Raw genomic sequence first — 24,740 nt, 5'->3', positions numbered from 1 at the left:
CGCGGCCGGCGGCTCAGCTCGCCGCGTGGCGCGAGTTCCTCCGCTCGATTGCCTGGGCGTCCACCACGGCCACCGCGGCCATGTCAATGATGCTGCTGACCTCCGCACCCCGCGGCAGCACGTGGACCGACTTGGCCATCCCCATGAGGATGGGGCCGATGACGGTGGCGCCGCCCAGGTGCTGCATCAGCTTGTACGCAATGTTGGCCGCCTCCAGGCTGGGGAAGACCAGTATGTTGGCTTCCCCGCGCAGCGTCGAGAACGGGTAGTCGGCCTCGCGCAGGGCGGGAACCAGCGCGGTGTCCACCATCATCTCGCCGTCAACCGCGAGGTCCGGACGCCGCGCGCGCACGAACTCCACCGCCTGGCGGACCTTCTCCGAGAGCGGGTGGCGCGTGGAGCCGAAGCTGGAGAACGAGAGCATGGCCACGCGCGGGGTGATGCCCAGGTCAACCGCGCGCTCCGCGGCCATGATGGCGATGTCGGCCAGATCCTCGGACGTGCTCACGATGTTCACCGTCGGATCGGCAAACAAGTATACCTTCCCTTCCTTGAGGACAATGTAGAGCCCTGAGGCCCTGGACACACCCGGCGCCACCCCGATGATCTGGAGCGCGGGCCGGATCACGTCCGGGTAGTTGTAGGTGACGCCCGCCACGAACGCGTCCGCGTCGCCATTGCGGACCATCATAGTGCCGAAGATGTTGGGACGGACGATCTCCTCGAAGGCCTCGCGGCAGGTAACGCCCTTGCGCTGGCGCAGACGGAACAGCGCGTCGGCATACGACTCGCGCAGCGGCGACCGCTCGGGGTCCACGATCTCCAGGGGAACGGTCACGCGTATCTCCTCCATGCGCGCACGGATCACATCCTCGCGCCCCAGGAGGATCGGGTGCCCGATTCCGTCCTTCTTGACCACGGCCGCGGCCCGGACGATGCGCGGGTCTTCGCCTTCGGAAAAGACGATCCGGCGCGGGGAGACCTGCGCCTGCCGCACAACCGATCCCATAACCTCATAGCCCGGCACGAGCCGGCAGGCCAGCTCATCGCGATACTTCGCCAGGTCCACCGTGACACGGGCCACCCCGGTCCTCATGGCCGCCTCGGCCACCGCCGGGGCCACCCAGAGCGCAACGCGCGGATCGTTGGGCTTCGGTATGACGTACTCCTGCCCGAACTGGAGGGTGGTGAGCCCGTAGGAGCGTAGCACGCTGTCGGGCACCTCCTCCTTGGCCAGGGCAGCCAGCGCCCGCGCCGCGGCCAGCTTCATCTCCTCGTTGATCTTGCTGGCCCGCACGTCCAGCGCGCCGCGGAAGATGAACGGGAAGCCCAGCACGTTGTTGACCTGATTGGGGAAGTCGGACCGGCCGGTGCCCACAATGGCGTCGGGCCGCTCCGCGCGCGCCTCGTCGTAGGGGATCTCTGGGTCGGGGTTGGCCATGGGGAAGATGATGGGGTTGGGAGCCATGCTCTTGACCATCTCGCGCGTGACGAGCCCCTTCGCCGAAAGGCCGAAGAACATGTCGGCGCCCACCATGGCATCGGCCAGGGTACGGGCCTTGGTCTTGACGGCGAACCGTTCCTTGTAGGGGTTCATCCCCTCGGTCCGGCCCTTGTAGACAACCCCCTTGGTGTCCACCAAGGTGATGTGCTCCCGCCTCATTCCCAGAAGCACGAAAAACTCACCGGAGGCGATCGCCGAAGCGCCGGCTCCACTGATCACGCACCGGATCTCCTCGATCCGCTTGCCTGTGATCTCCAGGCTGTTGAGCACCGCCGCCCCGGTGATGATGGCGGTGCCGTGCTGGTCGTCGTGGAAGACCGGGATATCCAACTCCTCAATGAGCCGCCGTTCGACCTCAAAGCACTCGGGGGCCTTGATGTCCTCCAGGTTGATGCCCCCCAGCGTCGGGGCCAGCGCGCGCGAGACGGCAATGATCTCCTCCGCGCTCGTGGCATCGATCTCGATGTCGAAGGCGTCCACGTCCGCGAACCGCTTGAACAGCAGCGCCTTCCCTTCCATGACCGGCTTGCTGGCCAAAGGACCCAGGTTGCCCAGACCCAGAATCGCGGTGCCGTTGCTGATGACGGCGACCAGGTTGCCCCTGTTGGTGTACTTGAACGCGTCGAGCGGCTCGGCGTGGATCGCGCGTACCGGCTCGGCCACGCCCGGGGTGTAGGCGAGCGTCAGGTCACGCTGCGTGGCGCAAGGCTTGGTGAGGGTGATCGCTATCTTGCCTGGACGGCCTTGGGAGTGGTACTCAAGTGCTTCCTCTCGGGTGAACTTCACGGATCCCACAGAGATCGCCTCCTTGGGTCATAGGTGCCTGCGGGTCTAGACGGGGCACTCATCCAGCTTGACGGTACCAGCCGGCCGCACCGGCTGCATCGGTTCCGGACCCTAGAAGCCCTAGGGCGTCGCGGCTCGCCGGCTACCTGGGCGGCTGCAGATATGCTCCCAGGCCGTCGCGCCGGAGCGACGCGACCTCTGGAACGCCCTCGACGACCACACCGCGGCCCGGCCTGGCATCACCCAGCAGGCGGGCAAAGAGCACGACTCCCACCGCGTGCCGGCCGACGCGCGCCTCAATCGGCCACCCGGTCGCGTCGAAGGGCACGAAGAGCCGCCTGGCGCGGGCGGCGCGCTCGTAGACGGCATCACGTCCCCCCACGACCAGTGCAGAGCTCGTCCGGCCCCTGATGCGGCCCTGGGCAGGATTAGGGGTCTCCAGCAGGACCGCCAGCGTCGGCGTATGGTCGCCCAGCTCGCGGGTGCTGAGGCCGCGCAGGGTGGCAGGCGATGCCTCCAGCGAGATCTGGATTCCCGCCATCTGCATCTCGAGCAACACCCCTGCGGCCAGCGGCATCGCCCGCTCGTGCGCAACAATGGCATTGATAACCGGGTATTCCGGTGAAGCCTCGTGGAGATCAATGACCAGATCCACCTGCTCCTGCCGGACGAGCGTGGCAATGGCCAGTGCTATCCGCTCGGTGAAGGTGCCGTCCGCCCGCCCTGGGAAGGCCCGGTTGAGGTTGCGCACCTCGGTGCCCGAGAGGCGCTGTCCGGATGAGGCATGGACGTACACGTCGGGATCAGGCCACTGGTCCACGGGGTTGGTGTTGCGGGAGCCGAACCGGAAGGAGCGTGGGCCGCCCCGCGTTGCGATCTCGAACGTCTGAGGAGCGCCCTCCTGGGGATCGTTGTGCGTGAACCCGCTGCCGTTGGCGCGCGGAACCACGATCAGCCGGCCTGACGCTGCGCGCGCCCGCTCCACCAGAAGCACTGCCGTCAGGAGACCTGCGGGCTCGTTGGGATGCGTCCCGCCAAGCACCAGCACGACGCCGCCGGGCTGGCCGCCGTCCATGAAGAAGACCTCGGTGTCGGCAGAGGTCTGCTCCAGCGAATGCTCGTAGGCGGCCAGCGTGCTCTGCCTGGTCACACCGGACCCGGGGATGATCGGCTCTGTTCGGCGCATGCGCTCGAATGCGGACGCGGCGGTCCCGGCCACGACAAGGCCGGCGAGCGCCAGCCCCATAGCCCACAGGCGCGTCCGGGTATCTGTCAGACCACTTCTTGGGTTCATTTCAGCATCAGCAGCCGCAGCACCAGCGGCACTAGCACGATGACGGCTACCAGTTGCTTGCGGCGGTCGCGCTCACCGAAGAGGTCGAGTGCCACCAGGACCAGCACCAGGAGGACGATCCCGCGATAGACCCAGGTGATCACAACCCCAGCACCTTGGCCAGCGGGTTGGCCCACACCAGGGCCGCGATCCCCACCCCTGCCACTATGACCGCCGGCACCAGGCACCGGCGCAGGACACCGAAATAGCCGGGCAGCCCCACGACCTGCGCGGCGAAGATCCCGGCCAGCGCGGTAGGCGGCATCAGATCGCCGAGACCGGCGATGAGCGAGAGCGCGGAGCCAACCACAATCCCGTTGCGCCCAAGCAGGGCCAGGAAGAACGGCACGCCTAGCACCGACGCCGACCCAAACGCCGAGACGGCGCCGAAAGCGGGCATTGCCACGGCGACGGCAGCGAACAGCAGCACCGATGGCAGCGCCAGGGCCGCGATTACAACGGCTCCCCTTGCGCCGGTAAGCGCCATGATCTGGATGAACATGCCGACGCCCATGAGGATGCCCATCACAGGCAGCGCCTCGTGCACCGCCTCCCGCGCGACCTGCACCGGGCGTATCGGCAGCCCTGTGACCGCGCCGGTTACCGCGCCCAGCAGGAACACGAGCGGAAGCCCCAGATCGGGGACCACCCGCGTGGCCTTTGGTCCGATCATGAAGACCCCCACCACCAGCAGCGGCAGGTAGAGACGCGGGCCGAGCCGCGCGTAGTGCGAACCCGGTAGGCGGTCGGCGGGAACCTGATCCGAGGCCGCAACGTAGCGCCGGCCCAGCAGCAACACGAACAGCACCGCCAGCGGCACGGTCAGCACCAACAGCGGAAGCGTGAAGCCGACGTACGGCATGTCAACCCCACCGCCGATGATCATCGCGGGGATGTTCACCGGAGGGGCCACCATTCCCAGCAGCGCGCCCATGGCGATGATGGCCGCGGTCCGCTCGGATGGGATGCCCATCGCGAGGAGTACCGGAGCAGCGATCGCTCCGGTGGTGAACACGCAGGCGCTCGACGACCCGGTCATCATGCCTGGGAACATGATGAACAGCATCAGCGCGACCAGCAGCAGCGAGGGGCGCCCGCGGAAGGCATCCAGGATCTGCCGGCCCAGGGTCTCCAGCAGCCCGTTGCGCTGGAGGACCTTCATGAAGATCATCGCCGAGGCGATCATTATGGTCACGTCCAGGAAGCCGAAGCTGCCCTCGACAAGGTGCCTTACGGGCACGCCTTCGCCCCCCAGGAGTGTCCCGGCTACCGCCCCCAGGGCCAGCGAAAGACCCACCGGCCACCTGAGGACGAGGGCCGCCACGGCGAACACCCCCGCCATGGCGGCCAGGATCACTGCTGGATGGACGGCCATCCCGAGGCCTGATGCGCCTAGAACCAGAACCCCTTGGCGAAGCCGTCGCGGCGCGGGTCCGCGCCGCCAAACAGGACGCCGTTGGGCGCCATCACGATCCCCTGCGCGCCGCCAAAGTAGAGGTCCATGGGGCCGCGGAGTACAATCGGGTGGCCCATGGCAGCAAGCGCCGCGCGCACGTCTGGAGGGATGCGCCCTTCCACGAACACGTCACGCGTCATGGCGTGAATGCGTGGCGCTTCGATCGCGCTCTGGATGTCCATCTTGTAGTCCACGATGTTCATTATGATCAGCGCCAGGGCGGAGATGATGCGGGTGGCGCCGGGCGAGCCCACCGTCATGAACGGCCGCCCCTCCCTCAGCACCAGGGTGGGCGCCATGCTGGAGAGCGGCCGTTTCCCCGGCTGCACCGAGTTGGCAGAGCCGGGGACGGGCACGAAGTCGTCCATCTCGTTGTTCAGGAGAATCCCGGTACCGGGCACCAACACGCCCGAGCCGAAGAAGTAGTTGATGGTCTGCGTGAGCGCAACCATGTTGCCCTCGCGGTCCACCACCGAGATGTGCGAGGTGTTGGCCGACTTCCCGTAGGGTTCTGGGTTGCCGGGCGCGACGCTGGGCGAGGCCCGATTCAGGTCTATGGTCCTGCGCAGCGCTGCCGCATAGTCCTTCGAGAGCAGACCGGCGACGGGGACCGGGACGAAGTCCGGGTCGGCCATGTAGCGCCCGCGATCGGCGAACGAGCGCTTCAGCGCTTCGATCGTGACGTGCAGGGCCGCCGGGGTCTGAAAACCGAGCCCGGCCATGTCGTAGCCCTCGAGTATGTTGAGCGCCTGGATAACGTGCGTGCCGCCCGAACTGGGTGGCGGGCTTGAGATGATCTCGTATCCGCGGTAGGTCGAGCGCACCGGGACGCGCACCTTCGGGCGGTAGCCGGCCAGGTCGGCCTTCGTGATGATGCCTCCACCGCGCTTCACCTCGGCCACGATGGCGTCTGCGATCTCACCCTCGTAGAACACGGTCGGTCCCGCAGAGGCGATCAGCCGGTAGGTGGCGGCCAGGTCGCTCAGCACGAGGCGGCTGCCCGGGTCGTAGGGCAGGCCTCTCTTCGTGTAGATCGCTGCGGCAGCGGGGAACCGATTGAGCTTGTCCAGGTTGTCCTGCATCATCCCGCTCAGCGTCTTCGTGACGGTGTAGCCGCGTTCCGCGAGGGATATGGACGGCGCCATCACCTGCTTCAGCGACATCGTGCCGTAGCGCGTGAGCGCCATGTGCAGGCCTGCCAGCGTGCCGGGTACGGCCACGGCCAAGTGGCCGACCGTGGTGGAGCCGGGCCTTACGCGCCCATCCGGGTCAAGGTACATGTCCGGCCTGGCGGCACCGGGCGCCACCTCACGGTAGTCTATGTAGACGGTCTCACCTGTGCGGGCAAAACGGATGAGGATAAACCCTCCGCCACCCAGCCCCGAGGCATTCGGCTCGGCCACCCCTAGCGCGAACGCGGCGGCGACCGCTGCGTCTACCGCGTTGCCGCCCTGCTGGAGGATCTCAAGGCCGATCTCGGTGGCCAGCGGGGTGGCCGTGGCCACCATCCCGGCACGGCCGGTCGCAATCGGGTTGACCGGCTGCGCGACCAGCGGGGCTGGCGCGGCGAGCACGCCTGCAACAACCAGAATCACCGCCACGGCGAGGACGCCGCGCAGGCACCGCAGATGCGTCTTCATCAAGCGTTCACCTCCTGTTGGAATCCCACAAGCCCTGCCGTCCTCCTGACGATGTCCACCTGACCACGCCTACCTGGCCTACCTGACGCGGAAGATCCGGCGGAGCACCGCCTCCAGGTCAGAGAGGCGCTCGACGGTCTCCAGTGTGACGCGATGCTGGGAGGTCAGCCGCGTGAACAGCCCATCGGCGTTGCCGTCGGTTGCAACGACCACGTGCCCGCTCCGGGGCACCACCGCGGCTATGAAGCGGTCGGACAGCTCGCCCCGGCGGGCAGTGCCGCCGACGTGCAGCGTGAGGATCTTCACGCCGGCCTCCTGCGCCCGGGTCAGCAGCGCCCCCACCCGCGCTAGTTCCTGGTCGGCGTCAATCCCGGCGGCCCCCAGGCCCTTCGTGCTTCCGCCGACCGCAATCACAAGGGTCTTGACATCGCGCATGTCCTCGACCCGGGCCAGATGCTTTGTGGTGGTGTTCGGCAGCCCCAGCCGCTCAAGCAGGATCTTCACTATTTGCAGATCTGCGCTCTGCCCGCCTGAGGTCAGCAGGACCGGAGGATCAGAGGTGAACGCCGGCCCACCGATCACCGCCGCTGTCACGGTCAGCATCACCACGACGGTCAGGGTCACTACCGGGGCCAACATCGCCGCCACAACCGGCAGCCTGGCCATAACAGGCAGCACCCTGCGACAGACCATCTCCATCACCTCCTAGGTCGGTTCCAGTGTAGCGGGCCGCGGTCCTGCCTGCTATCAGGCACCTGCCCTATGAGCGCCCCCCGGCACGGGCTTGCCGGACGAGTGCCAGCAGGCCTGCCAGGAACACCAGGAGCAGGACTCCGGACGCCCCGCGTGACGGCCGCTCAAACGGCGCTCCGTGCCCGGGCTCAGGCAGCGGCACTGGGTCAACAGGCAGTCCAAATGCCGCCGCGATGCCCTCCACGTGCAGCAGGTGCAAGACCGGAACCCCCTGCGCGCTCATCCGCCACATCACTCCTGGTTCGCCCCTGCAGGGTGGCAGGACACGGTAGACGCCAGGGCGCTGGCCCAGCATGCCAAGGCACGTGCCGGTGTTGGCCGCGGCCCCTCCGATGTTTACGAAGGCGGCGATCTGGCCGCCGGTCGCCGCGTCGTAGGCGGCCATGCGGGCGGCCACCCGCCCGGCCAGCGTCGCGCCGGGAAGAAGTGGCACCCCCGAGCGCGCGATGGCTGCGAGTAGTTGGCGGCGCGCGCCCTGCCCCAGGCCGGCGCCGTCATCATCCTCACCTCCCACCGATGCACCTACCGAACGCGTGGCCAGGCCCGCGCGCTCCAGCTCCGCCTCCATATCCAGCCAGGTGAACTCGGGCTCGTTGGCTCCCCAACTAGAGGCTCCCACCGAAGTGATGCTGATCGCACGACCGCCCAGAGCGTGCACCGCGGTCAGGGTCCCGAGCGCAAGCCCGGGGAACGAGCCCGAGGCGCCGATCGCGACCGCGCTCCCTTCGCGCACGCCTGCCTCGTGCAGCCAGCGTGCCAGGCCGGCAGCCAGGTTGGGGTTGGTGCTGGTGCGCTTGGAGGCCAGCGATCCGAGCGTAGTGGTCACGGAAGACCACTCAAGCCCGATCAGACCTGTCCGGTTGGGATCGGCCCTCGTGTTGATGGCCAGGCCTTGCTCGAGCCTCGCCTGACGCACCGCGACGGTCCCCTGCGCCATCAGGATGGCGGCCCGCTGCATCGCCTCGGAGGAGGCGCGCGGTGCGGAGGTGATCCGGCCGGCGGAGCCCGCGGCCAGCGCCAGGCCGAGCACGAGCGCCAGCACAGCCGGAGGGTAACGGCGCCGTCGCACGTTCACGTCCCGTCCGCGCCTACAGCCCCAGCGCGCGGATCGCCAGCGCCGCGGCCACGGTGGCCGCGGCCAGCATGGCCACGGTCGCCAGGATTCCCTGCCGCTCGAAGTCGTTGGCGATCAACCCGGGCAGGACGTGGCCGATGGTGCCTACCGGCACGGCCAGGGCCACCGCCGCCGCAGGAGCGGCAGCCTGGATGACCCAGTTCGCGGCGACGCCAAGCAGCACCATGGCCACGAACCTCCTCCGGCCATAAAGGATCAGGTGACCGGACAGGCCCTTGTAGGCGCCGAACGCTACGACTGCGGCGGCGAGCGTTCCAACCAGGCGCCACGGCTGATCCAGCAGGAGGGCAAGGTATGCGGGCGTTATCAGCCCACCGGCCGAGAGCCCCACGAACTCGGACAGGAGCAACGACACAACCAGACCGGTGCCCAACGCCTCAGCCATCTGTCATCCCCTCACATTCATGCCCCCACGCTCTGCGATGCCCTCAGTCACCCGTGACCCCTCAGTCACCTGTAACGCTCTCGCCTATCTCGGCCCAGTGGGCGAGCAGCGCCGCTCCAGCACCGGCGACATTGCCCATGCCCACTACCAGAAGAGCGTCGGTTGTGCACTCTGCCGCTGCCCGTGTGACATCTGCGGGGGAGGCGTCGGCGCACGCACTCACGCGCCCGCGGTTCCATCCGCGTTGCGCAAGCAGCCGCGCGGCCGCCCTGGCGTGCGGACCCGTGATGACCAAGCGGTCAACGTGGAACTCATCCGAGAGCAGCGCCCGGCACCACTGCAGCGTCCGCTCGCCCCGGTCGGCCCTGGTGTTCAGGATGCCTGCCGTGGGCGCGCCGGCCAGGTCGAACAGCCGGCGCACGCGGGCGACCAGCTGTCCGGTCGAGTCCGGATCGTTGGCGCCGAATGCACCGACCAGCCAGAGGTCTGAATTGCGGCGGCCGTCCGTATCGTCGGGGGGGCGCAGGTGCCAGATGCGCAGCGCCCCAGGGTCGGGCCTCACCTGGACCATGCCTGCCAGGGCAGTTGCGCGGTCAACGCCCACCTCCTGGCAGACCTCGAGGGCGATTGCAAGGTTCTCGGGCCACTCGAGATAGCCGCACGGCAGCGCAAGGTCGGATTCCAGCTGCGCCGGCAGCACGCGGGTTCCGCGCTGCTCCGCCTGATCTGCCCATGCCTGGGGCACTGGAGAGCCCGGGACGACCAGCGCTCCACCGGCAGGAATCGTGTACGCAAGCGCCTCCATGATCTCGCCCAGCGAGTCGCCCATCACGCCGAGGTGGTCAAGCCCGGCGCCGGTGAGCACGCCTATCGTCGAGCGCATCAACCGGCGCTCGGCAACCCGCTGCAGTTCAGGGCGCACCGCCATGCACTCCACAACCAGCGCGTCGGCGCCGGCGCTTGCCGCAAGCGCGGCCACGCGATGGTACTCGCGCAGCGAAGGACGCCGGCCTCCGCGGAGGTCAACCTCGCCACCGTCGGGCAGCAGGACGCGGGCCGCTGAACCCGTGGTCTTGCCGACGACGCAGAGCCCGCCGGCCCGCAGGCCCGCAACGACAAGGCGCACGACGCTTGACTTGCCGCGCGTGCCGTTGACGTGAATGCGGTGGGGAATGCTCTCGAGATGCCGCCGGTGGCGCCGGGCTTCGATGAGGGCGGCGCCGAACGCCACGAGCGCGGGCACCGCGCCTAGGAGTTCCATGCGTCATGGATTCCGGTGCGATGAGTTCTCTTCCTCCGCCCGGCACTGTGGCGCTGCGGCGCCTGAGGCGCTACAGTGGTCGAGGATCGCACAAGGAGTTGATGCGCCATGCTTCCCACCATCTCGATCCTGGGCCTGGGCCTAATGGGCCGGCCGATGGCCCGGCGGCTGATCGCGAAGGGGTTCGATGTGCGCGGCTGGAATCGGTCGCGCCTTCCCGAGGACCTGGTCGCTGGCATACCTCTCTGCCAGGAGCTTCGAGACGCGGCAGCCGCGGACATCTCGCTCTTCATGCTGGAGGACTCGAGCGCGACCAACGCCGTGCTCGAACGGCTCGAGCCCCACCTGCGCCCTCCACATCTCGTCCTCGACATGGGCTCTTCCGACCCGGCACCGTCCAGGGTCCACGCCGCGCGGCTGGCAGCGCGAGGCGTCGGCTGGGTGGATGCTCCGGTATCAGGCGGTCCGGAGGGTGCCGCCGACGGCTCACTGGCCATCATGGCCGGAGGATCGGTGGAGGATGTGGCCCGCGCCCGGCCCGTGCTCGAGGCGCTCGGCGGCAACATCGTGCACGTGGGCCCGCCCGGCGCCGGTCACACGACCAAGGTCATCAACCAGATCATCGTCGGACTGGCCATCGAGGCCGTGGCAGAAGCACTGACGCTGGCCGAGAAGTGCGGCCTCGATCCCTGCGCCGTGCAGCAGGCGCTGCGCGGTGGGTTCGCGGACTCAAGGGTGTTGCAGGTTCACGGCACGCGGATGGTCAACCGGGCCTACACGCCAGGCGGCAAGGCCCGGACGCATCTCAAGGACCTGCGGCTGGCCCTGGACCTGGCCGCGTCCGTGGGCGCGCGGCTGCCCCACCTGGAGTGCGCGGCCGCGCGCTTCCAGACCCTGGTTGATGAGGGCGGTGGCGACCTGGACCACTCCGCGTTGCACAGGCTGCTCTGGAGCTAACCTGCCTCTAGGCCGCCCCGACGGGCTTGGCCACAGCGATCGCCGCGACGTCAAGATCCCCCATCCCCGCGTCGCAGGCGCGATCGTAGGCGGCGCGGGCCGCGGTCGCAACTTCCAGACGCACGCCTAAGGCCTCGGCCAATGCCTCGGCCAGGCGCAGGTCCTTGCGGGCCAGCGCCAGCTTGAAGCCTGGACTGAAGCGCTCCTCCCGAAGCCGAGCAGCCACGCCCCGGAGAGTGATGCTGTTGGCGGATCCATGCTCGAGGACCTCGAGAACCACCGACCGCGCGACGCCCGAGCGCTCGGCGAGCGTCAGCGCCTCGGCAATCAACGCGGTCGTTGAGATCGATATCATGTTGTTCAACAGCTTGACCACATGGCCGGAGCCGGCCTCGCCGACGTACGCCACGACGCCTCCCATGGCCGCCAGCGCGGGCCGAATCCGTTCAACAACCGCGAACGGCCCGCCGGCCATGATGGTCAGGGTTCCGGCCTCCGCGCCCCCCACCCCGCCGGTGACCGGCGCGTCAATGAACGCTATGTCACGGGTGGCAAGCGCCGCGGCGATGCGGCGCGTGGATGCCGGGTCGCTCGTCCCCATGTCCACGACCACCTGGCCCGGACGCAGGATGTCTGCCAGCCCGCCGTCGCCGAGGATCACTTCCTCCACCTCGCGCGAGGTCGGCAGCATCAGGATCACAATCTGGGCGTGATCGCGCAGTTCGGCGGGCGAGGCCACGATCCCGGCGCCCAGCGCGGCGAGCGTCGCCGGTGCAGCTGGATCGCGGTGGCGCACCACGGTAACAGGGAACCCTTTTCGCAGGAGGTTGCGAGCCATGGGCATCCCCATGAGGCCTAGCCCGATGAAGCCGATCGTCGGCAGGGCGATCATTCCCCCACCTCCGTTTCCACCGAGTGACTCAGCCGCCTCGCCTCCATCAAGCATCCCTCCCTGCGAACCGCGGCCTTGTGAACTACAGATCGCCAAACCCCTCCAGTATCCGTGCGATGTGCTGGGATGCGTTCAGGAAGTCGCCCAGGCGCACGTGCTCGTCGGGCGCGTGCGTGCGATTGCGCCCGTAACCCACGCCAGCGGTGACCACAGGGATGCCCAGAGGACGGGCAAAGGCGTAGAAGGGGCTGCTCCCTCCACCCAGGGGCAGGAGCAGGCTGGGCTTCCCGTAGACCTCTTCGCCGGTGCGCGCGGTGAGCCCGACGAGCGGATCGTCCACCGAGACCCGGGACGGCCACATCGCGCCGATCCATGTCACCTCTACATCGCCGAATCCCTCGTGCGAGAGGTGCTTCTTCAGGAGCGTGAACACCTCGTCCGGATCCTGGTCGGGCAACAGCCTGAAATCGAGCTTCGCAGCAGCGCGCGCGGGTATGACCGTCTTGGCGCCCGCGCCCTGGTACCCCGCGGTCAGGCCCTGGATGTTGCAGGTCGGCTCGAACACCGCGCGGTTCAGGTCCCGGCCCCGCCGTCCCAGTACGAACTCGCTGACGCCGTAGGTGGCGCGCAGGTGTGGCTCGTAATCGGGCAGGGCGTCGAGCATCTCGATGTCTTTCGCAGACGGCGGCAGGACCGCATCGTAGAAACCGGGTATGCGGATGCGCTCATCAGGCCCCTTGAGGCTCGCGAGCGCGCGCAGGAGCCGCCAGGCCGCATTGGGCAGCATATCAGCCGCCCCGGAGTGAGCATCCACCCGCATGGTCTCCACCCCGAGCTCGACCTCCAGGACCCCGCGCCGGCCCAGCGACACCTGCGGCCGCCCGTCGGCGTCGGTCCCGCCTTCCTCCCAGACCGCGCCATGGCACGAGAGCAGATCCTTGTGGTCCTGAACGAACCGCGCGATGTGCGGGCTCCCTATCTCCTCTTGTCCCTCCACCACGAACAGCACGCCGCAGGGCGGGGTCCCGCCGTGCGCCGCGCGCACCGCGTCCACCGCGGCCAGGCGCGCCACGAACTCGCCCTTGTCGTCCTTGGCGCCCCGGGCGTAGAGCGCGCCATCGCGCAGTGCGGGTTCAAACGGCGGCGTGGTCCACAACTCGAGCGGCTCCGGGGGCTGCACGTCGTAGTGGTTGTAGAAGAGCAGCGTGCGAGCCGAGCGTCCTTCGAGCCGGCCCACCACCACAGGGGCGCCCTCGGTGGGAATGCGCCGAACCTCGAATCCCTTGCGCTTGAGCAGATCCGCCACGAGGCCCGCGCACTCGGGGAGACCTATCGCCTGCGCCGAGATGCTGGGCGCCGCGCAGAGCCGTGCCGTCTCGGCTATGTACTCATCCAGGCGCTCCGACAGGAACGCATCTATCTTGCGCGCTGATTCCGTCACGGTACACCTACCTCATGCGCAAATCTGCCCGGCTGGTCACCGGCCAGCTTGTGTGATGGCTTCGACCCGCTTCGTTGCATTCCTACAAGACCGGCCCGACGCCACGGCGCCGCCTCAGAGCGCGAGCAGCGACACCACCGCGGTCAGCCCGACGAGCGTAAGGAGGCCCACGCCCCCGCGCAGGCCGGCGAACACAACGATCGCCACCGCCCAGGTCCTCCAGTCCGTCAACGCCGCCTGCCCGAACTGATGCAGGATGAAGAGCAGAAGCCCTATGAAGGCGGCCAGCACGCCCCGGATCATCGTCTGCACCGCCTGGAGGCGTCTCAGTTCGTCGAAGTGCGGGACGACTCCCACGAGCACCAGGAACGACGGCAGGAAGACCGCGATCGTGGAGGTCGCGGCCCCGGCCAGCCCGCCGATCTTGTAGCCTATGAACGTAGCGGTGATCAGGATGGGTCCTGGCGTCACCTGCCCCAGGGCGACGCCGTCAATGAACTCGCGCGTGGTCAGCCATCCCAAGCGGCTGACCACTTCCTGCTGGATCAGCGGTATCAGGGTGAACCCTCCGCCGAAGGCCATTATCCCCAGCTTCATGAGCACCAGATTCAGATGCCCCAGCACGGGGTTCCAGATCCGGGGGCCCAGTACAAGAGCCATCCCCAGCATGAAGGCGATCGCCCACCCTCGGGGCCTCATGAGGGACCGGGAGGCCTCCTTCCGGGCACGGCCTGGGTCCGGTACAGCCCCAAAGCCAGCACTGCAGCGCCGGCGGCGACGACCGGGAATCCCACTCCTAGGACGAGCGCCACCAGGGCCAGGCAGGCCAGTACCACCCCCTGCCAATCGCACAGCGCGGACCGGCCGAGATTGATCGCGGCATTGAGAACGACGACCACGACCAGGGCACCCAGCCCGCGGAAGACGGCGCGGACCGCCGGCAGTGCGCCGGAGTGCGCGTACAGCGCCGAGAGGACAAGCATCACCACGAAGGCAGGCAGCACGAACCCAATCGCTGCGGCTGCGGCCCCAGGAATCCTTGCGACACGGTATCCGGCGTAGGTTGAGAGCATCACCATGGTGGCGCCTGGGATGATCTGGCAGAGCGCCAGGCCGTCTGCGAAGTCCGCTTCGGTCAACCAGCGCCGCCTGCCTACCAGCTCGGCCTTCAGGTGCGCCACGATCGCCGGACCGCCGAAGGCGGTCGCACCCAGGCGGACGAAGGCTGTGAACACGCGCCACGCCGGGACTTGCTGCACGGCATTCCTCGCTGGATCCAAGCCTTCTCCTAACCGGCCCCCTCGGCCGCGGGGAACCAGTGTCGGGTGCGGTTGCAGACCGAGCACACCGAGAGCATCACCGGCACCTCGATCAGAACCCCCACCACGGTAGCCAGCGCGGCGCCGGACCCGGGACCGAACAGGGCGATGGCGGTGGCGACCGCGAGCTCGAAGAAGTTGCTGGCCCCTATCAGCGCGCCTGGGGCGGCGACTGCGTGCCTGACCCGGAACAGCCGCATCAGCAGGTAGGCGAGCGACGAGTTGAAGTAGACCTGGATGAGTATCGGCACCGCGATCAGGAGCACGTGCAGGCTCCTGCCGGTGATGTTGTCAGCCTGGAAGGCAAAGATGAGCACGAGCGTAGCCAGCAGCGCTCCCATGCTTACCGGCGCGAAGCGCGGAAGCAGGGCGCCGACGAACCACGCGAGACCCCTGCGCCTGACGAACCAGCCCCTCAAGACGACCCCAATGGTCAGGGGCACCACGATGAAGACGGCGACCGAGTAGAGCAGCACGCGAAAAGGGATCTCGAGCGAGGCGGCGCCGCTGACGAGGAAGCGCACGATTGGGGCAAACAGGAAGAGCATGATCAGGTCGTTCACCGACACCTGCATGAGGGTGTAGGCCGGATCGCCGTCGGTGAGGTAGCTCCACACGAAGACCATAGCGGTGCAAGGGGCCGCGGCCAGGATGATCGCGCCGGCGATGTACTGGTCGGCCTCGCCCGGCGCGATCCACGCCGCGAAGGCATGGCGGAAGAAGAACCAGGCGATCAGGGCCATCGAGAACGGCTTGACCAGCCAGTTGACGAACAGCGTCACGAACAGCCCGCGGGGGCGCTTCCCCACATTCCGAATGGAGGCAAGGTCGACCTTCATCATCATGGGGGTTATCATCAGCCAGATGAGCACGGCGATGGGCACGTTGATCTGGCTGCCCTGCCCGAACTCCAGGCGCCGCATCAGGTCGGTCAGACCCGGCAGCGCCTTCCCGATCAGCACGCCGACCGCCATGCAGGCGGCCACCCACAGGCTCAGGTAGCGCTCAAACAGGCCCATCAGCAGCAGCCGTTGTGAGCCAGGTTGTGATCTCGGCCACCTCGGGCACGCGCCCGGCGCACTTCAGCTCGCCGTTTATCCGTACCGCCGGCGTGAACATCACGCGCTGAGCAGCCATCTCCTTTGGGTCACGCACATGCGTTATCGCAGCCTGCAGTCCCAGCATCTGCACCGCCTTGTGCACCGCGGCCTCGGTGGCCCTGCACTTCTGGCACCCCGGGCCGAAGATCTCGATGGTGATCACGCTATCGCCCCCTTCACTTGAATACGAACGTCCCGGCGAACCAGCCTCCGATGGTGCCCAGAACGATGATCGTGCCTACATAGACGGCGGCCTTCCGCGCGCCGAAGACGCGGCCGATCGCCAGCCAGTTGGGCAGGCTGAGCCCGGGCCCGGTCAGCAGCAGGGCCAGGGCAGGCCCCTTGCCCATGCCCAGCCCGAGCAGCGTGTGCACGAACGGCGCCTCGGTCATCGTGGCGAAGTAACTGACGCTCCCGAGCAGCGTGGCCAGAAACGACGCCAGGAGCCCAGACCCTCCAAGGTACGACTCGATCCACGCCCGAGGGATCGACGCACCAACCATGCCAACAATGAAGACGCCCAGCAACAGCAAGGGGAAGATCATGCGGGCGAACCACCACGTCTCGCCTAACCAGCGCCGGATCTCCTCGCCGGTCTTTCGCCGCCTGGCATAGGCGGCCACCAGCGCGGTCGCCGCCGCCCATACCAGCAACTTCTGGACGTAGGGGCCGCCCCGAACCAGATAGTTGGGAGCCAGCAGCGAGGCGACGAGCAGCCCCAGAAGCGTGAGGTCGTCTTGGCCCAGGATCCGGGTCCCGGAGCCACCGGATGCAGTGCTCATCCGCCCTGCCTCCTCCCGCCGGAAGGCCAGCGTCATCACCCACCCGACGATGAAGGCCATTGCCAGCGCCGCCAGGACGCGCACCCAGACCATCTGGGCGCCCAGGATGCTCCCGGTGTAGACCAGGGAGAGCAGGTTCGATGCCGGGGCCACCCACAGCAGGATGAAGGCCGCGCCGATCCCGGCGCCGCCGTAGTAGAGCCCGCTGGAGACCGGAATGACGGTGCACGAGCAGGCGGCGAGTAAGAAGCTGGCGCCGGCGGCGGTCGTGAAGCTGGCCGTCTTGGAGACGGCGCTCCCCAGGCGCGCCATTACCGCCTCTTTCGAGACGAAGGCCACGATCGCGCCGGCCAGCAGAAACGCCGGAATCAGGCAGGTCAGCACGTGCAGGGCGATGTACTCCCAGAGCGCGCGGAGGCCCGCGATCAACAGATCGCCGATCATCCGCGGGATCCCACCGTGGTCACGGCGTCCTTGCGGCAGCGGGGGCACTCGCATCCCTCGACCCGCCCGCCCGGGGGCAAGGCGCCGACAACCGCGCGCCCGAGGAGCCCGCCGACAAGATCCACGAGCGCCAGCACGCCGCGGTCGCGCAGTCCGTAGTAGACGTACGCCCCCTCCCTCTGCCCTTCGATCAGCCCGCTGCCGCGCAGGACCGCGAGCTGCTGCGAGACGTACGCCTGGGGCCGGCCCAAGGCCCTGGTGAGGTGGCAGACGCAGGCCGGCCTGCGACGCAGGTGCGCCAGGATCGCCAGCCGCACAGGATGGGCTAGCGCTCGCAGCACACCTGCCTCCCTTATGAAGCGCGGCAGCATCCGTCCGGCCCGACCCCGAGGATATTCCAATTCCTGCATCTCGATCCAAACGTACGCGTTGTCCAGGCCGCGAGTCCATCAGGTGACAACCCTATCGAGGCTCGGACGCCTGGATGCGGCACCTGGGAGCGAGTTGCGAAAGGAACCTGACATAACGAACGGGCATGGGGTCATCGACTCCGTGGAACCGGTGGAAGTCGTCGACGTCCTTCTGGGTCGCGCCGGGCAACGATGTGGGAAAATCCGGCTCCAGACTATGCGCGTAATGGGCGCGTACCGGATCACGACCATCCCGCTGTCGCTGAAGGAACCCTGCGTTCCCGCATCGCCGCACCCCGGCACCTGCCGACGCACGGACGCCACTGGCCGCGGCAAGGAACCCCCACAGCGCATCACCGCTGCCGGGGTCGTTCCAGAGACCCTTGCGACCACGAGCCTACGGTGACGGGCCGGACTCCAGGTAGCGCACGACCGCGCGGCTGGCGGCTGCGGCGATGGGCAGCAGCACGCCCATGCAGGCGACGGCCCAGAGACCTAACAGGCGGGCCGGCGGGAGGGCCGGCTGAGGGACCGCATCGGCTGCGAGCGCCTGCGCGATGCGCCGCACCGCCCAGAACATGAACGCGCCCTCAACCAGGAAGAGGGCGAGCAGGCCGATGTCAATGACCCACCCCTGCAGGTCGACCGGTCCGAGGACGTCTCTATGCGCCGACTCCAGGAGATAGAAGATCCCGCAGGCGCCGTTCCAGATCGCGTGAAGACCGACAGCCGCCAAGTAGTTGCGGGCAAGATTGCGCCACCTCCCGGGTTGGCGCTGAAAGACCCCAAACCACCCGAGCGAGACGAGTCCCGCGCCAATGGGGTGCAGCGCCCCGCCGATCGCGCGAACAAATGTGATGCCCGCCCAGATGGAGATCCCTCCGCCCTCGTACATGATGTTTTCGACGATGGCGAACCCTGCCCCACACCCCATGCCGATCAGTAGCGCGTCGCGGGCGCACTGGATGCGGCGCCCCAGGACCATCACGCCGATCGGCTTCACCGCCTCTTCCGCGATGGGTGCGACGACGGCGAGCTGGACCAACGCGAAGATGGCGGCCGGCGACCTGAAGAGGTCGCTGAACCTCCCCTGGTCGATGAGCGCGATGACCTCCCGTATCATGTCGGCCACGGGTTTCACGAAGAGGGCGATAATCCCGGGCAGGAGCATCTCCAACATGACCGCGGCGATCACCGATGCGGTGCCTCCGGCCACCATGGCGACTAGCACACGGCGCGCCGATGCCGGCTGGCCAACACCTTCCGCCGCGACGCTCAGCGCGGCCAGCGGCGGCAGCGCCGCGCCGAGGAACAGCAGCGGCGCGAAACTGAACCCCACGCGCTGGCGCAGGTACAGGGTGACCGTGCCGGCTGCGACCACGAGGACGAACCCGAGGCCCAGCATCAACACGGACGGCAGACGGAATCGCCGTGCCGGTCTCCCGGCGAGCGAGTGACGCACCTGCACGACCGTGATGATCCCGCCGACCAGACAGCCGACGGCCAGCGCAAACGCCAACTCGGAGTGTGTGAGTGCGAGAAGCACGTCGATTCCCGCGAACGCCAGGCCACCGACCACCGCCATCACCGCGCTGATGCCCAGCAGCAGTGCCTTGACCGGCGCCGAGAAGGTCCGGTGCTCGACAACAGTCTCCACGGGAACCAGGGCCGTGCTTGGAGGACGCTGCCGTCCCGCAAGGAGGACCGACAGCAACAGCGCACCAACGCTCAACGCCGCGACCAGCTGCGCGGGACCGCGCAGGTCCGCCCAGGGATGACGGATCCACCCCGCGCCGGATTCTCGCCCGTCCCGCAGTCCCAGCTCGACCCCCAGCACCAAGGCCAGGGAAAGCAGAGCCAGAACGGCGAGACACCAGCGGATGCCCGCGCGCGTCAGAACCATTCGACCTCACCCGTCGGCGTGAGCACTCCCTCCGACAGCGTCACGCCCCGCGCGTGCTTGACGGCGAACCCTCGGAGCGCCGCTTCGCGACTCTCGGGCAAGACCCTGACCAGCCACTCGGCGCGGGCCTCGCCGCGATCGGCGAGCAGGCCGGCGATCTCGCTCTCCCAGGCGGCCGCCCACAGCGTCGTGCTCACGCGCACCGCCCTGGTGTCGGCGATCACGTCGTGCCACCCGCGCTTCTGCGGATCGAACGCGATCCACAGCAGACCGAGCCCGAACGCCACCGCGCCGATCAGCTTTCCGATGACCTCGCGCAGGAACGCGCGGCCAAGACCCACCTTGCCCTCTGGCCCGACCAGTTCGATGCCAAGGACGATCTTGCCGGGCGTTCGCCCCAGGATGCCGGTCAGCAGCCAGAAGTACGCCACCGTGACCAGTCCGGGAGGCAACGCATCGGCCAGTTGGGATTCGAGGAGACCCGCAGCGATGGCATCGAGGCAGAACGCGAGCAGCCGGGGCCAGAAACCGGCGGGGACTTCGACCCGGATCACGCCCTCGGTCACTCCCATGCCTCCAGCCGCGAGCGCCACTCGCGCGTGGTCCGAATGATCGCCTCCCGCTTGCGTTCCGCGGCCACCGCGATGAGCACCAGCAGCACGCCAAGCGATAGGAACAAGATCGTCTTGTCGAGCGCACGCAGGGGATCGATGACCTGGGCGACGACGTTCACCAGCAGCATCCCGATGCCGCTGAAGAAGTAGTGACGCAGGCGCCACGCCGCGCCGGCCCAGGCCACCGCGACCGCCTCGACCGCCAGCAGAACCGCGTACCAGAACCCTCCGCCGGTCACGGACTGCCAGAACGCAGAGCCCAGCAGCAGAATGAGGCCCGCGACCTCGATGAACCGCGCGAGCGTCGGCCGGCGCATCCGTCGCTCCACCACCCCTATGCCGAGGAGATATAGCGATGAGGGAATCGCGTACGCCTGGATCTCGGTCACCTGAAGTCTGCGCAGCAAGAAGAGACCCCAGGCGAGTTCCAGCATGGCGACGGCGAGGTAGCCGAGCCACTCCTGCCGGTCCTTGATGGCGAGCAGCAGGTAGAGCAGGCCCACGATGGCCAGCGTGTAGACCAGACCTTCTCCGGCCTTCGCGTGCACCGCCGCGACGACGCCCAAGAATGCCCACACGAGCGCGCCGGCGGCCAGCACGTGGGCCAGCCCGCGCGCGCCCGTCTGCCACAAGGCTCCCCTGCGCAGGACACCCAGGATCACCGACAGGACGCCGAAGGCCAGCGCAGTGAGCGATGCGGCCGCGAGCCAGGCGGGATACGTCACCTGCAGCCAGCGGAGACCGCCGCCGATGCCCAGCACCACAAGCACCTGCGCCGCAGTCGCGGCGCTCCACTCCCGCCACCGGAACGCGTACGCACACAGGAGCGCCGCGAAGCCCAACGACGTGAGCAGTTGGGCGCGGGCCTCGATCATCCCCACGAGTTCCCACAGCGCCACAGTGGCGAGGGCCGCCACATGCCACGGCTGGGCCCACGTCATTGTGAACAGGGCCTGACGGCTGTGCACCGCCTCCGTGCGCCAGCCAATGAAGGCCAGCGCCCAGGCGACCGGTACGAAGGCGACGGGGATGTATCGAGGCGCAATGGGTGCCTGCAGCAACGCGAACAACGCCGAGGCGAGGGCGGCCAGCAGTGCCGCGTACACCAGCACAGGCCGGCGGAATCGCACGGCCGATAGTCCGTAGAGCACAGCGGCGAGCCCCAGCGATGCAGGGAACAGCCAGCGGTGCGTTGAGGCAAAGACGACTGCCACGAGCATGCCGATCTGCGCCGCCGCGTCCATCGGGGTACTCCACGCGCCCTTCTGGGAGGGCGGCCCTGCGGCAGCGGCGCGTCGATCGAGCGCCCACGCAACGGCGAAGAACACCGCCACCCCGGGTAACAGCGCCACGCCATGGTGCGCAGTGGACGCACCTGTGCCCTTCAGCAGGGTGGTCTGGACGGCGACGTAGGTCGCCGCGGCCAGACCCGCCGCCGGGTATCCCAGCAGCGGCTCACGCAGCCGCCACCCGCACCAGAGGAAGAGCAGCGCGCTGACCGCGTACGCGGCCCAGGCATTCTCGGGTACCCGCAGGGCGGTGAGCAGGATGCCGATCACCACGACCAGGAACGCCACCGCCAGGAGGGCGGCCGATACCGGTGGGACGTCGCGCGTCGCGGTCCGGCGCCAGTTGACCTCGGCAAGACCGACGTACCCAATCCCGAGCAGGATCATCACCCATCCCGCGGGAGCCGAGTGGAAATGCAGGTGGTTGAGCGCCAACCCCAGCCAGCCCGCGCCTCCCAGGGCCGCGGTGTACACCCACACCGTCTGGCCCGACAGGGCGTACAGCGCCACCTGCAGCCCTGCGCCGAGCGCGACCGCCCCAAGGAGCAGCGGGCGGTGCTCGACGGCCAGCAGACCGCCGGCGATGACCAGCGCCTGCGCGGCGATCCTGAACGGTGGCACGTACGCGGGATTCGCCCGCCGTATCCACTGTCCGACCATTAGATAGGCCCACGCCAGCGCTGCGGCAGTGACGCCAAGAAACGCCCGCGTTTCGCGAACCGCAGGGACGCGTGACGCGGCGAGTTCAAACCAGAACGGGAACAGCCAGGCCGACACATAGACGAATATGGCCCGCAGCGGTGGCGCGGCACCCGGGGCCGTCTGCGTGAGACGGTCAATCAGGCTCATCACCGTCGGGTGCCGGCCCTCGTGCACCAGCCGTGCGGACGCGACATAGAACGCGACGGCGATGGCCAGCGTCTGCAGGCCGAGCGGCGGCTCCTGCAGCACCCACACGAGCGAGAACGGGATCAAGAGGTGGCTGACGAGGTGCACGGGTGCTCCGAATCGGGGTTCAGAGCGATCCAGGATCACACCGGCAAGCAGATAGACCGCGCCCAGTGAGGCGATGAGCCAGGTGTAGGCCGCCCTGGACGGGATGAGACCATGTGCCACGGCATCGGGCAGCGCAAGCCCAAACGGCACGAGTAGGAGCCCGGCGGCGACATACGCGAGCCATGGAGACCGAAGCAGCCAGGCCCACAGTGCCGAAGTCACCGTCGCCAGCAGCAGCGTGTAGATGAGCGGTGCGCGAACTTCCACGACCAGGGCGAGCACCGTCGCCAGCGTGCTGAGCACCAGAGCCGAAGCCGCCCACGGACGGAGATAGCGCGGGTCGATGTGCCTCAAGCGCCGGCCGATCAGGACGAATCCCGTGCCGAGCGTCAGCCATGCGGCGGCCAAGCCATGGGGCACCGGACGCCACCACAGCCACGCGACCGCCACCTCAGCGGCGGCCAAAGCGGCGGCCACCCACTGGAAGAGCAGGCCGCCGCCCGCCGGCAGCCGCGCCGCGAGCGCGCTCAGCGCCGGATCGCTGCCCCGGTGCACCAGAACTGCTGAGTAGACCGCGATGGCGAGCGCACCGCCGAGCAAGGTGGTGAGCACCAGCGCAGGTGCCTTCACATCGACGGTGGCGACGATGCCGAGTACCGGGAAGACGTACGCACCGACATACAGGACTCTGGCGAAACCGGGCGCCGCGCGCGCCGCGACGGTGCCCGCGAGACTGACCGCGGCGACCGCGAGACCGGCGAGAGGCCAGTACCCCACGGCGACGCGGGCGACGGCCAGCGCGTACAGCAGTCCCACGAGCGCGGCGATCTGCGCGGCGATGAGCACCACCGGCCGCCGAAACTCGAACGCCCACCAGGCGTAGAGCGCCGACGCCGCGAGTACGACGACCGCGGCGGTGACACGATCCATCAAAGACCAGGCGACGGCGACCAGCGACGCTCCGATGGCCGTCCCGCGCATGGCCGGGGCCAGCGACCCCAGGACGCGGTCCTCGAGGGCGACATACACCGCGGCGAGAATCAGGATGCCGAGGCTCACCCACGGCCGCGTCATCATCGGCAGGAGGGTCATCACCACGGCGACCGCCGGTGTCAGCGCCGCCAGCGTCGCGGCGTCGCCGGAGGGCAGACGCCGGTGGAATGCAAACAGAAACACCGCGCCCATCCACACCGCCGCCGCCACCGGCAGGATCCAGGCGCCCGCGGGGCTTGTGCCGTCAAACAGGGTGCCCCACTTCTCGGCCTGGAGAAGCGCCGGTACCGCCACGCCCAGCACCGCCGCGACGATCGAGACGCCTGTGGCCGCCTGCTCGGACCCCGGCCCGGCCAGGGAGAACCGGGGCCTCAGAACCATCCACACCGTGGCGAGCGCCGCCGCGACCGCTCCCCACCATGCCGGTGGGACGCCCAGCAGGAAGAGCACCGCGAGCGCCAGGCTGTGGGCGGCCAGCAGGAGCAGCACGCAGAAGAACCAGTGGCGCAGCCACCAGGTGGTTGCCGCATAGACAACCCCGCAGCAGATTGACGCCGTGCACCACAGGGCCGCGTAGGCGGACGGTGGGACATCGCGGAAGCGGGCCCACGCGTAGAAGTCCACCGGAACGATGAAAGCTCCGATGCCCACCAGCGCCGGCGCGGACTGCGTCAACCTCCAGCGCGTGCGGAGCAGCCAGCCGCCGACGAAGAACGACGCCGTGCCTACGATCAGGGAGAGCAGTTGCAGCGCCGGGGGGAACCGTCCCCAGTTGAAGTACACGAACGTTCCCGCCGCGGCGATGATCAGCACCGCGCCGGCGAACAGGAGCACCTCGAGCGACCGTTCAGAGAGAAGCCCTCGCCAGACATCCTCCCAGGAGATCCGAGGGATCAGGGGACGCGGGGGGGACGGAGCCACCTCCGGAGGGCCGCCTTCCGGGAGAGCCCCCTCCGGCGGGACGGACGATGCGGGTGCCGCGGGGATCAGCCCATGGGCGACGGTCGGCGCCGGCGGGACAGGCGCAACCGGGACGGGCACCACAAGCGCCTCAGGAACCGGCGGCGCGGCGCGCACGCCGAGCTCTTGCTCGACCCGTTCCAGTTCCCTCAGACAGGGTTCCGCGATTTCAGCACGGGCCGACTCGGAGATCCGCCCGGCGCGCTCCCAATCCGAGACCACGCCGAGCAGGAAGGTCAGACGATCGTATCGTTCGAGGAGTTCGCGCGGGAAGGTTGCAGAGCAGTTGCTGCACCGCAGGTGCGGCGACGTCCGCTCATGACCGCAGGAAGGACACCGCATTGCCGACCCCCGGGGCCACCGCGTGCGGTTCGTGCCCTTCGCTAT

General features: G+C 68.6%; 20 protein-coding genes. 1 reads left to right on the top strand and 19 read right to left on the bottom strand.

The window, feature by feature from the left end; all coding sequences use genetic code 11:
• Positions 1 to 13: 13 nt before the first annotated feature.
• From FJX73_01045 to pgsB, 8 genes are all read right to left on the bottom strand, one after another.
• Complete coding sequence (locus FJX73_01045) at positions 14 to 2,290, bottom strand: NADP-dependent malic enzyme (protein MBM3469371.1); 2,277 nt, start codon at positions 2,288 to 2,290, stop codon at positions 14 to 16.
• A 142-nt stretch (positions 2,291 to 2,432) separates the two neighbouring features.
• On the bottom strand, positions 2,433 to 3,536 hold the full coding sequence (locus FJX73_01040; GenBank protein ID MBM3469370.1) for a succinylglutamate desuccinylase: 1,104 nt from the start codon (positions 3,534 to 3,536) through the stop codon (positions 2,433 to 2,435).
• Positions 3,537 to 3,723: 187 nt separating this feature from the next.
• Positions 3,724 to 4,998, bottom strand: a complete 1,275-nt coding sequence (locus tag FJX73_01035) for a TRAP transporter large permease subunit (protein MBM3469369.1) — start codon at positions 4,996 to 4,998, stop codon at positions 3,724 to 3,726.
• A 17-nt stretch (positions 4,999 to 5,015) separates the two neighbouring features.
• A complete protein-coding gene (ggt, locus tag FJX73_01030) occupies positions 5,016 to 6,698 on the bottom strand; it encodes a gamma-glutamyltransferase (protein ID MBM3469368.1) in 1,683 nt (560 codons plus the stop codon).
• Positions 6,699 to 6,797: 99 nt separating this feature from the next.
• Entirely contained in the window at positions 6,798 to 7,412 is a 615-nt protein-coding gene (locus FJX73_01025; GenBank protein MBM3469367.1) for a hypothetical protein, read from the bottom strand.
• A 67-nt stretch (positions 7,413 to 7,479) separates the two neighbouring features.
• Positions 7,480 to 8,547 (bottom strand): poly-gamma-glutamate system protein, encoded by a 1,068-nt coding sequence (gene pgsW / locus FJX73_01020; GenBank protein ID MBM3469366.1) that lies wholly within the window; start codon positions 8,545 to 8,547, stop codon positions 7,480 to 7,482.
• Positions 8,548 to 8,560: 13 nt separating this feature from the next.
• A complete protein-coding gene (pgsC, locus tag FJX73_01015; protein ID MBM3469365.1) occupies positions 8,561 to 8,992 on the bottom strand; it encodes a poly-gamma-glutamate biosynthesis protein PgsC in 432 nt (143 codons plus the stop codon).
• Positions 8,993 to 9,053: 61 nt separating this feature from the next.
• Positions 9,054 to 10,253: a poly-gamma-glutamate synthase PgsB gene (gene pgsB, locus FJX73_01010; GenBank protein ID MBM3469364.1), complete on the bottom strand. Its 1,200-nt coding sequence runs from the start codon at positions 10,251 to 10,253 to the stop codon at positions 9,054 to 9,056.
• 108 nt (positions 10,254 to 10,361) lie between these two features.
• Here pgsB and FJX73_01005 point away from each other — a divergent pair, with 108 nt between their 5' ends.
• Positions 10,362 to 11,210, top strand: coding sequence for an NAD(P)-dependent oxidoreductase (locus tag FJX73_01005; protein MBM3469363.1), 849 nt, complete (start codon positions 10,362 to 10,364; stop codon positions 11,208 to 11,210).
• 7 nt (positions 11,211 to 11,217) lie between these two features.
• Here the strand turns inward: FJX73_01005 and FJX73_01000 are convergent, their stop codons facing one another.
• From FJX73_01000 to FJX73_00950, 11 genes are all read right to left on the bottom strand, one after another.
• On the bottom strand, positions 11,218 to 12,156 hold the full coding sequence (locus FJX73_01000) for an NAD(P)-dependent oxidoreductase (GenBank protein MBM3469362.1): 939 nt from the start codon (positions 12,154 to 12,156) through the stop codon (positions 11,218 to 11,220).
• 28 nt (positions 12,157 to 12,184) lie between these two features.
• Positions 12,185 to 13,522: a M20/M25/M40 family metallo-hydrolase gene (locus FJX73_00995; protein MBM3469361.1), complete on the bottom strand. Its 1,338-nt coding sequence runs from the start codon at positions 13,520 to 13,522 to the stop codon at positions 12,185 to 12,187.
• Between the two features lie 135 nt (positions 13,523 to 13,657).
• Positions 13,658 to 14,242, bottom strand: a complete 585-nt coding sequence (locus FJX73_00990) for a chromate transporter (GenBank protein MBM3469360.1) — start codon at positions 14,240 to 14,242, stop codon at positions 13,658 to 13,660.
• On the bottom strand, positions 14,239 to 14,889 hold the full coding sequence (locus FJX73_00985) for a chromate transporter (GenBank protein ID MBM3469359.1): 651 nt from the start codon (positions 14,887 to 14,889) through the stop codon (positions 14,239 to 14,241). The genes FJX73_00990 and FJX73_00985 overlap by 4 nt, the downstream gene beginning before the upstream one ends.
• Positions 14,832 to 15,881: an ACR3 family arsenite efflux transporter gene (arsB, locus tag FJX73_00980; protein MBM3469358.1), complete on the bottom strand. Its 1,050-nt coding sequence runs from the start codon at positions 15,879 to 15,881 to the stop codon at positions 14,832 to 14,834. The genes FJX73_00985 and arsB overlap by 58 nt, the downstream gene beginning before the upstream one ends.
• Entirely contained in the window at positions 15,868 to 16,122 is a 255-nt protein-coding gene (locus FJX73_00975) for a thioredoxin family protein (GenBank protein MBM3469357.1), read from the bottom strand. The genes arsB and FJX73_00975 overlap by 14 nt, the downstream gene beginning before the upstream one ends.
• A gap of 16 nt (positions 16,123 to 16,138) precedes the next feature.
• Positions 16,139 to 17,185: a permease gene (locus FJX73_00970; protein MBM3469356.1), complete on the bottom strand. Its 1,047-nt coding sequence runs from the start codon at positions 17,183 to 17,185 to the stop codon at positions 16,139 to 16,141.
• Complete coding sequence (locus FJX73_00965; protein ID MBM3469355.1) at positions 17,185 to 17,559, bottom strand: winged helix-turn-helix transcriptional regulator; 375 nt, start codon at positions 17,557 to 17,559, stop codon at positions 17,185 to 17,187. The genes FJX73_00970 and FJX73_00965 overlap by 1 nt, the downstream gene beginning before the upstream one ends.
• Positions 17,560 to 17,995: 436 nt before the next feature.
• The gene (locus tag FJX73_00960) at positions 17,996 to 19,501 is read right to left on the bottom strand and encodes a PrsW family intramembrane metalloprotease (protein ID MBM3469354.1); all 1,506 of its coding nucleotides are present in this window, start codon (positions 19,499 to 19,501) and stop codon (positions 17,996 to 17,998) included.
• Positions 19,492 to 20,073: an RDD family protein gene (locus tag FJX73_00955; GenBank protein MBM3469353.1), complete on the bottom strand. Its 582-nt coding sequence runs from the start codon at positions 20,071 to 20,073 to the stop codon at positions 19,492 to 19,494. Before FJX73_00955 ends, FJX73_00960 begins: the two co-directional genes overlap by 10 nt.
• The gene (locus FJX73_00950) at positions 20,064 to 24,695 is read right to left on the bottom strand and encodes a DUF2157 domain-containing protein (protein MBM3469352.1); all 4,632 of its coding nucleotides are present in this window, start codon (positions 24,693 to 24,695) and stop codon (positions 20,064 to 20,066) included. Before FJX73_00950 ends, FJX73_00955 begins: the two co-directional genes overlap by 10 nt.
• Positions 24,696 to 24,740: the final 45 nt, after the last annotated feature.

Source organism: Armatimonadota bacterium, from assembly GCA_016869025.1.
Taxonomy (GTDB): domain Bacteria; phylum Sysuimicrobiota; class Sysuimicrobiia; order Sysuimicrobiales; family Humicultoraceae; genus VGFA01.
Note: the sequence above shows the minus strand (reverse complement) of the source record. Positions and strands in the feature narration are given on the sequence as shown.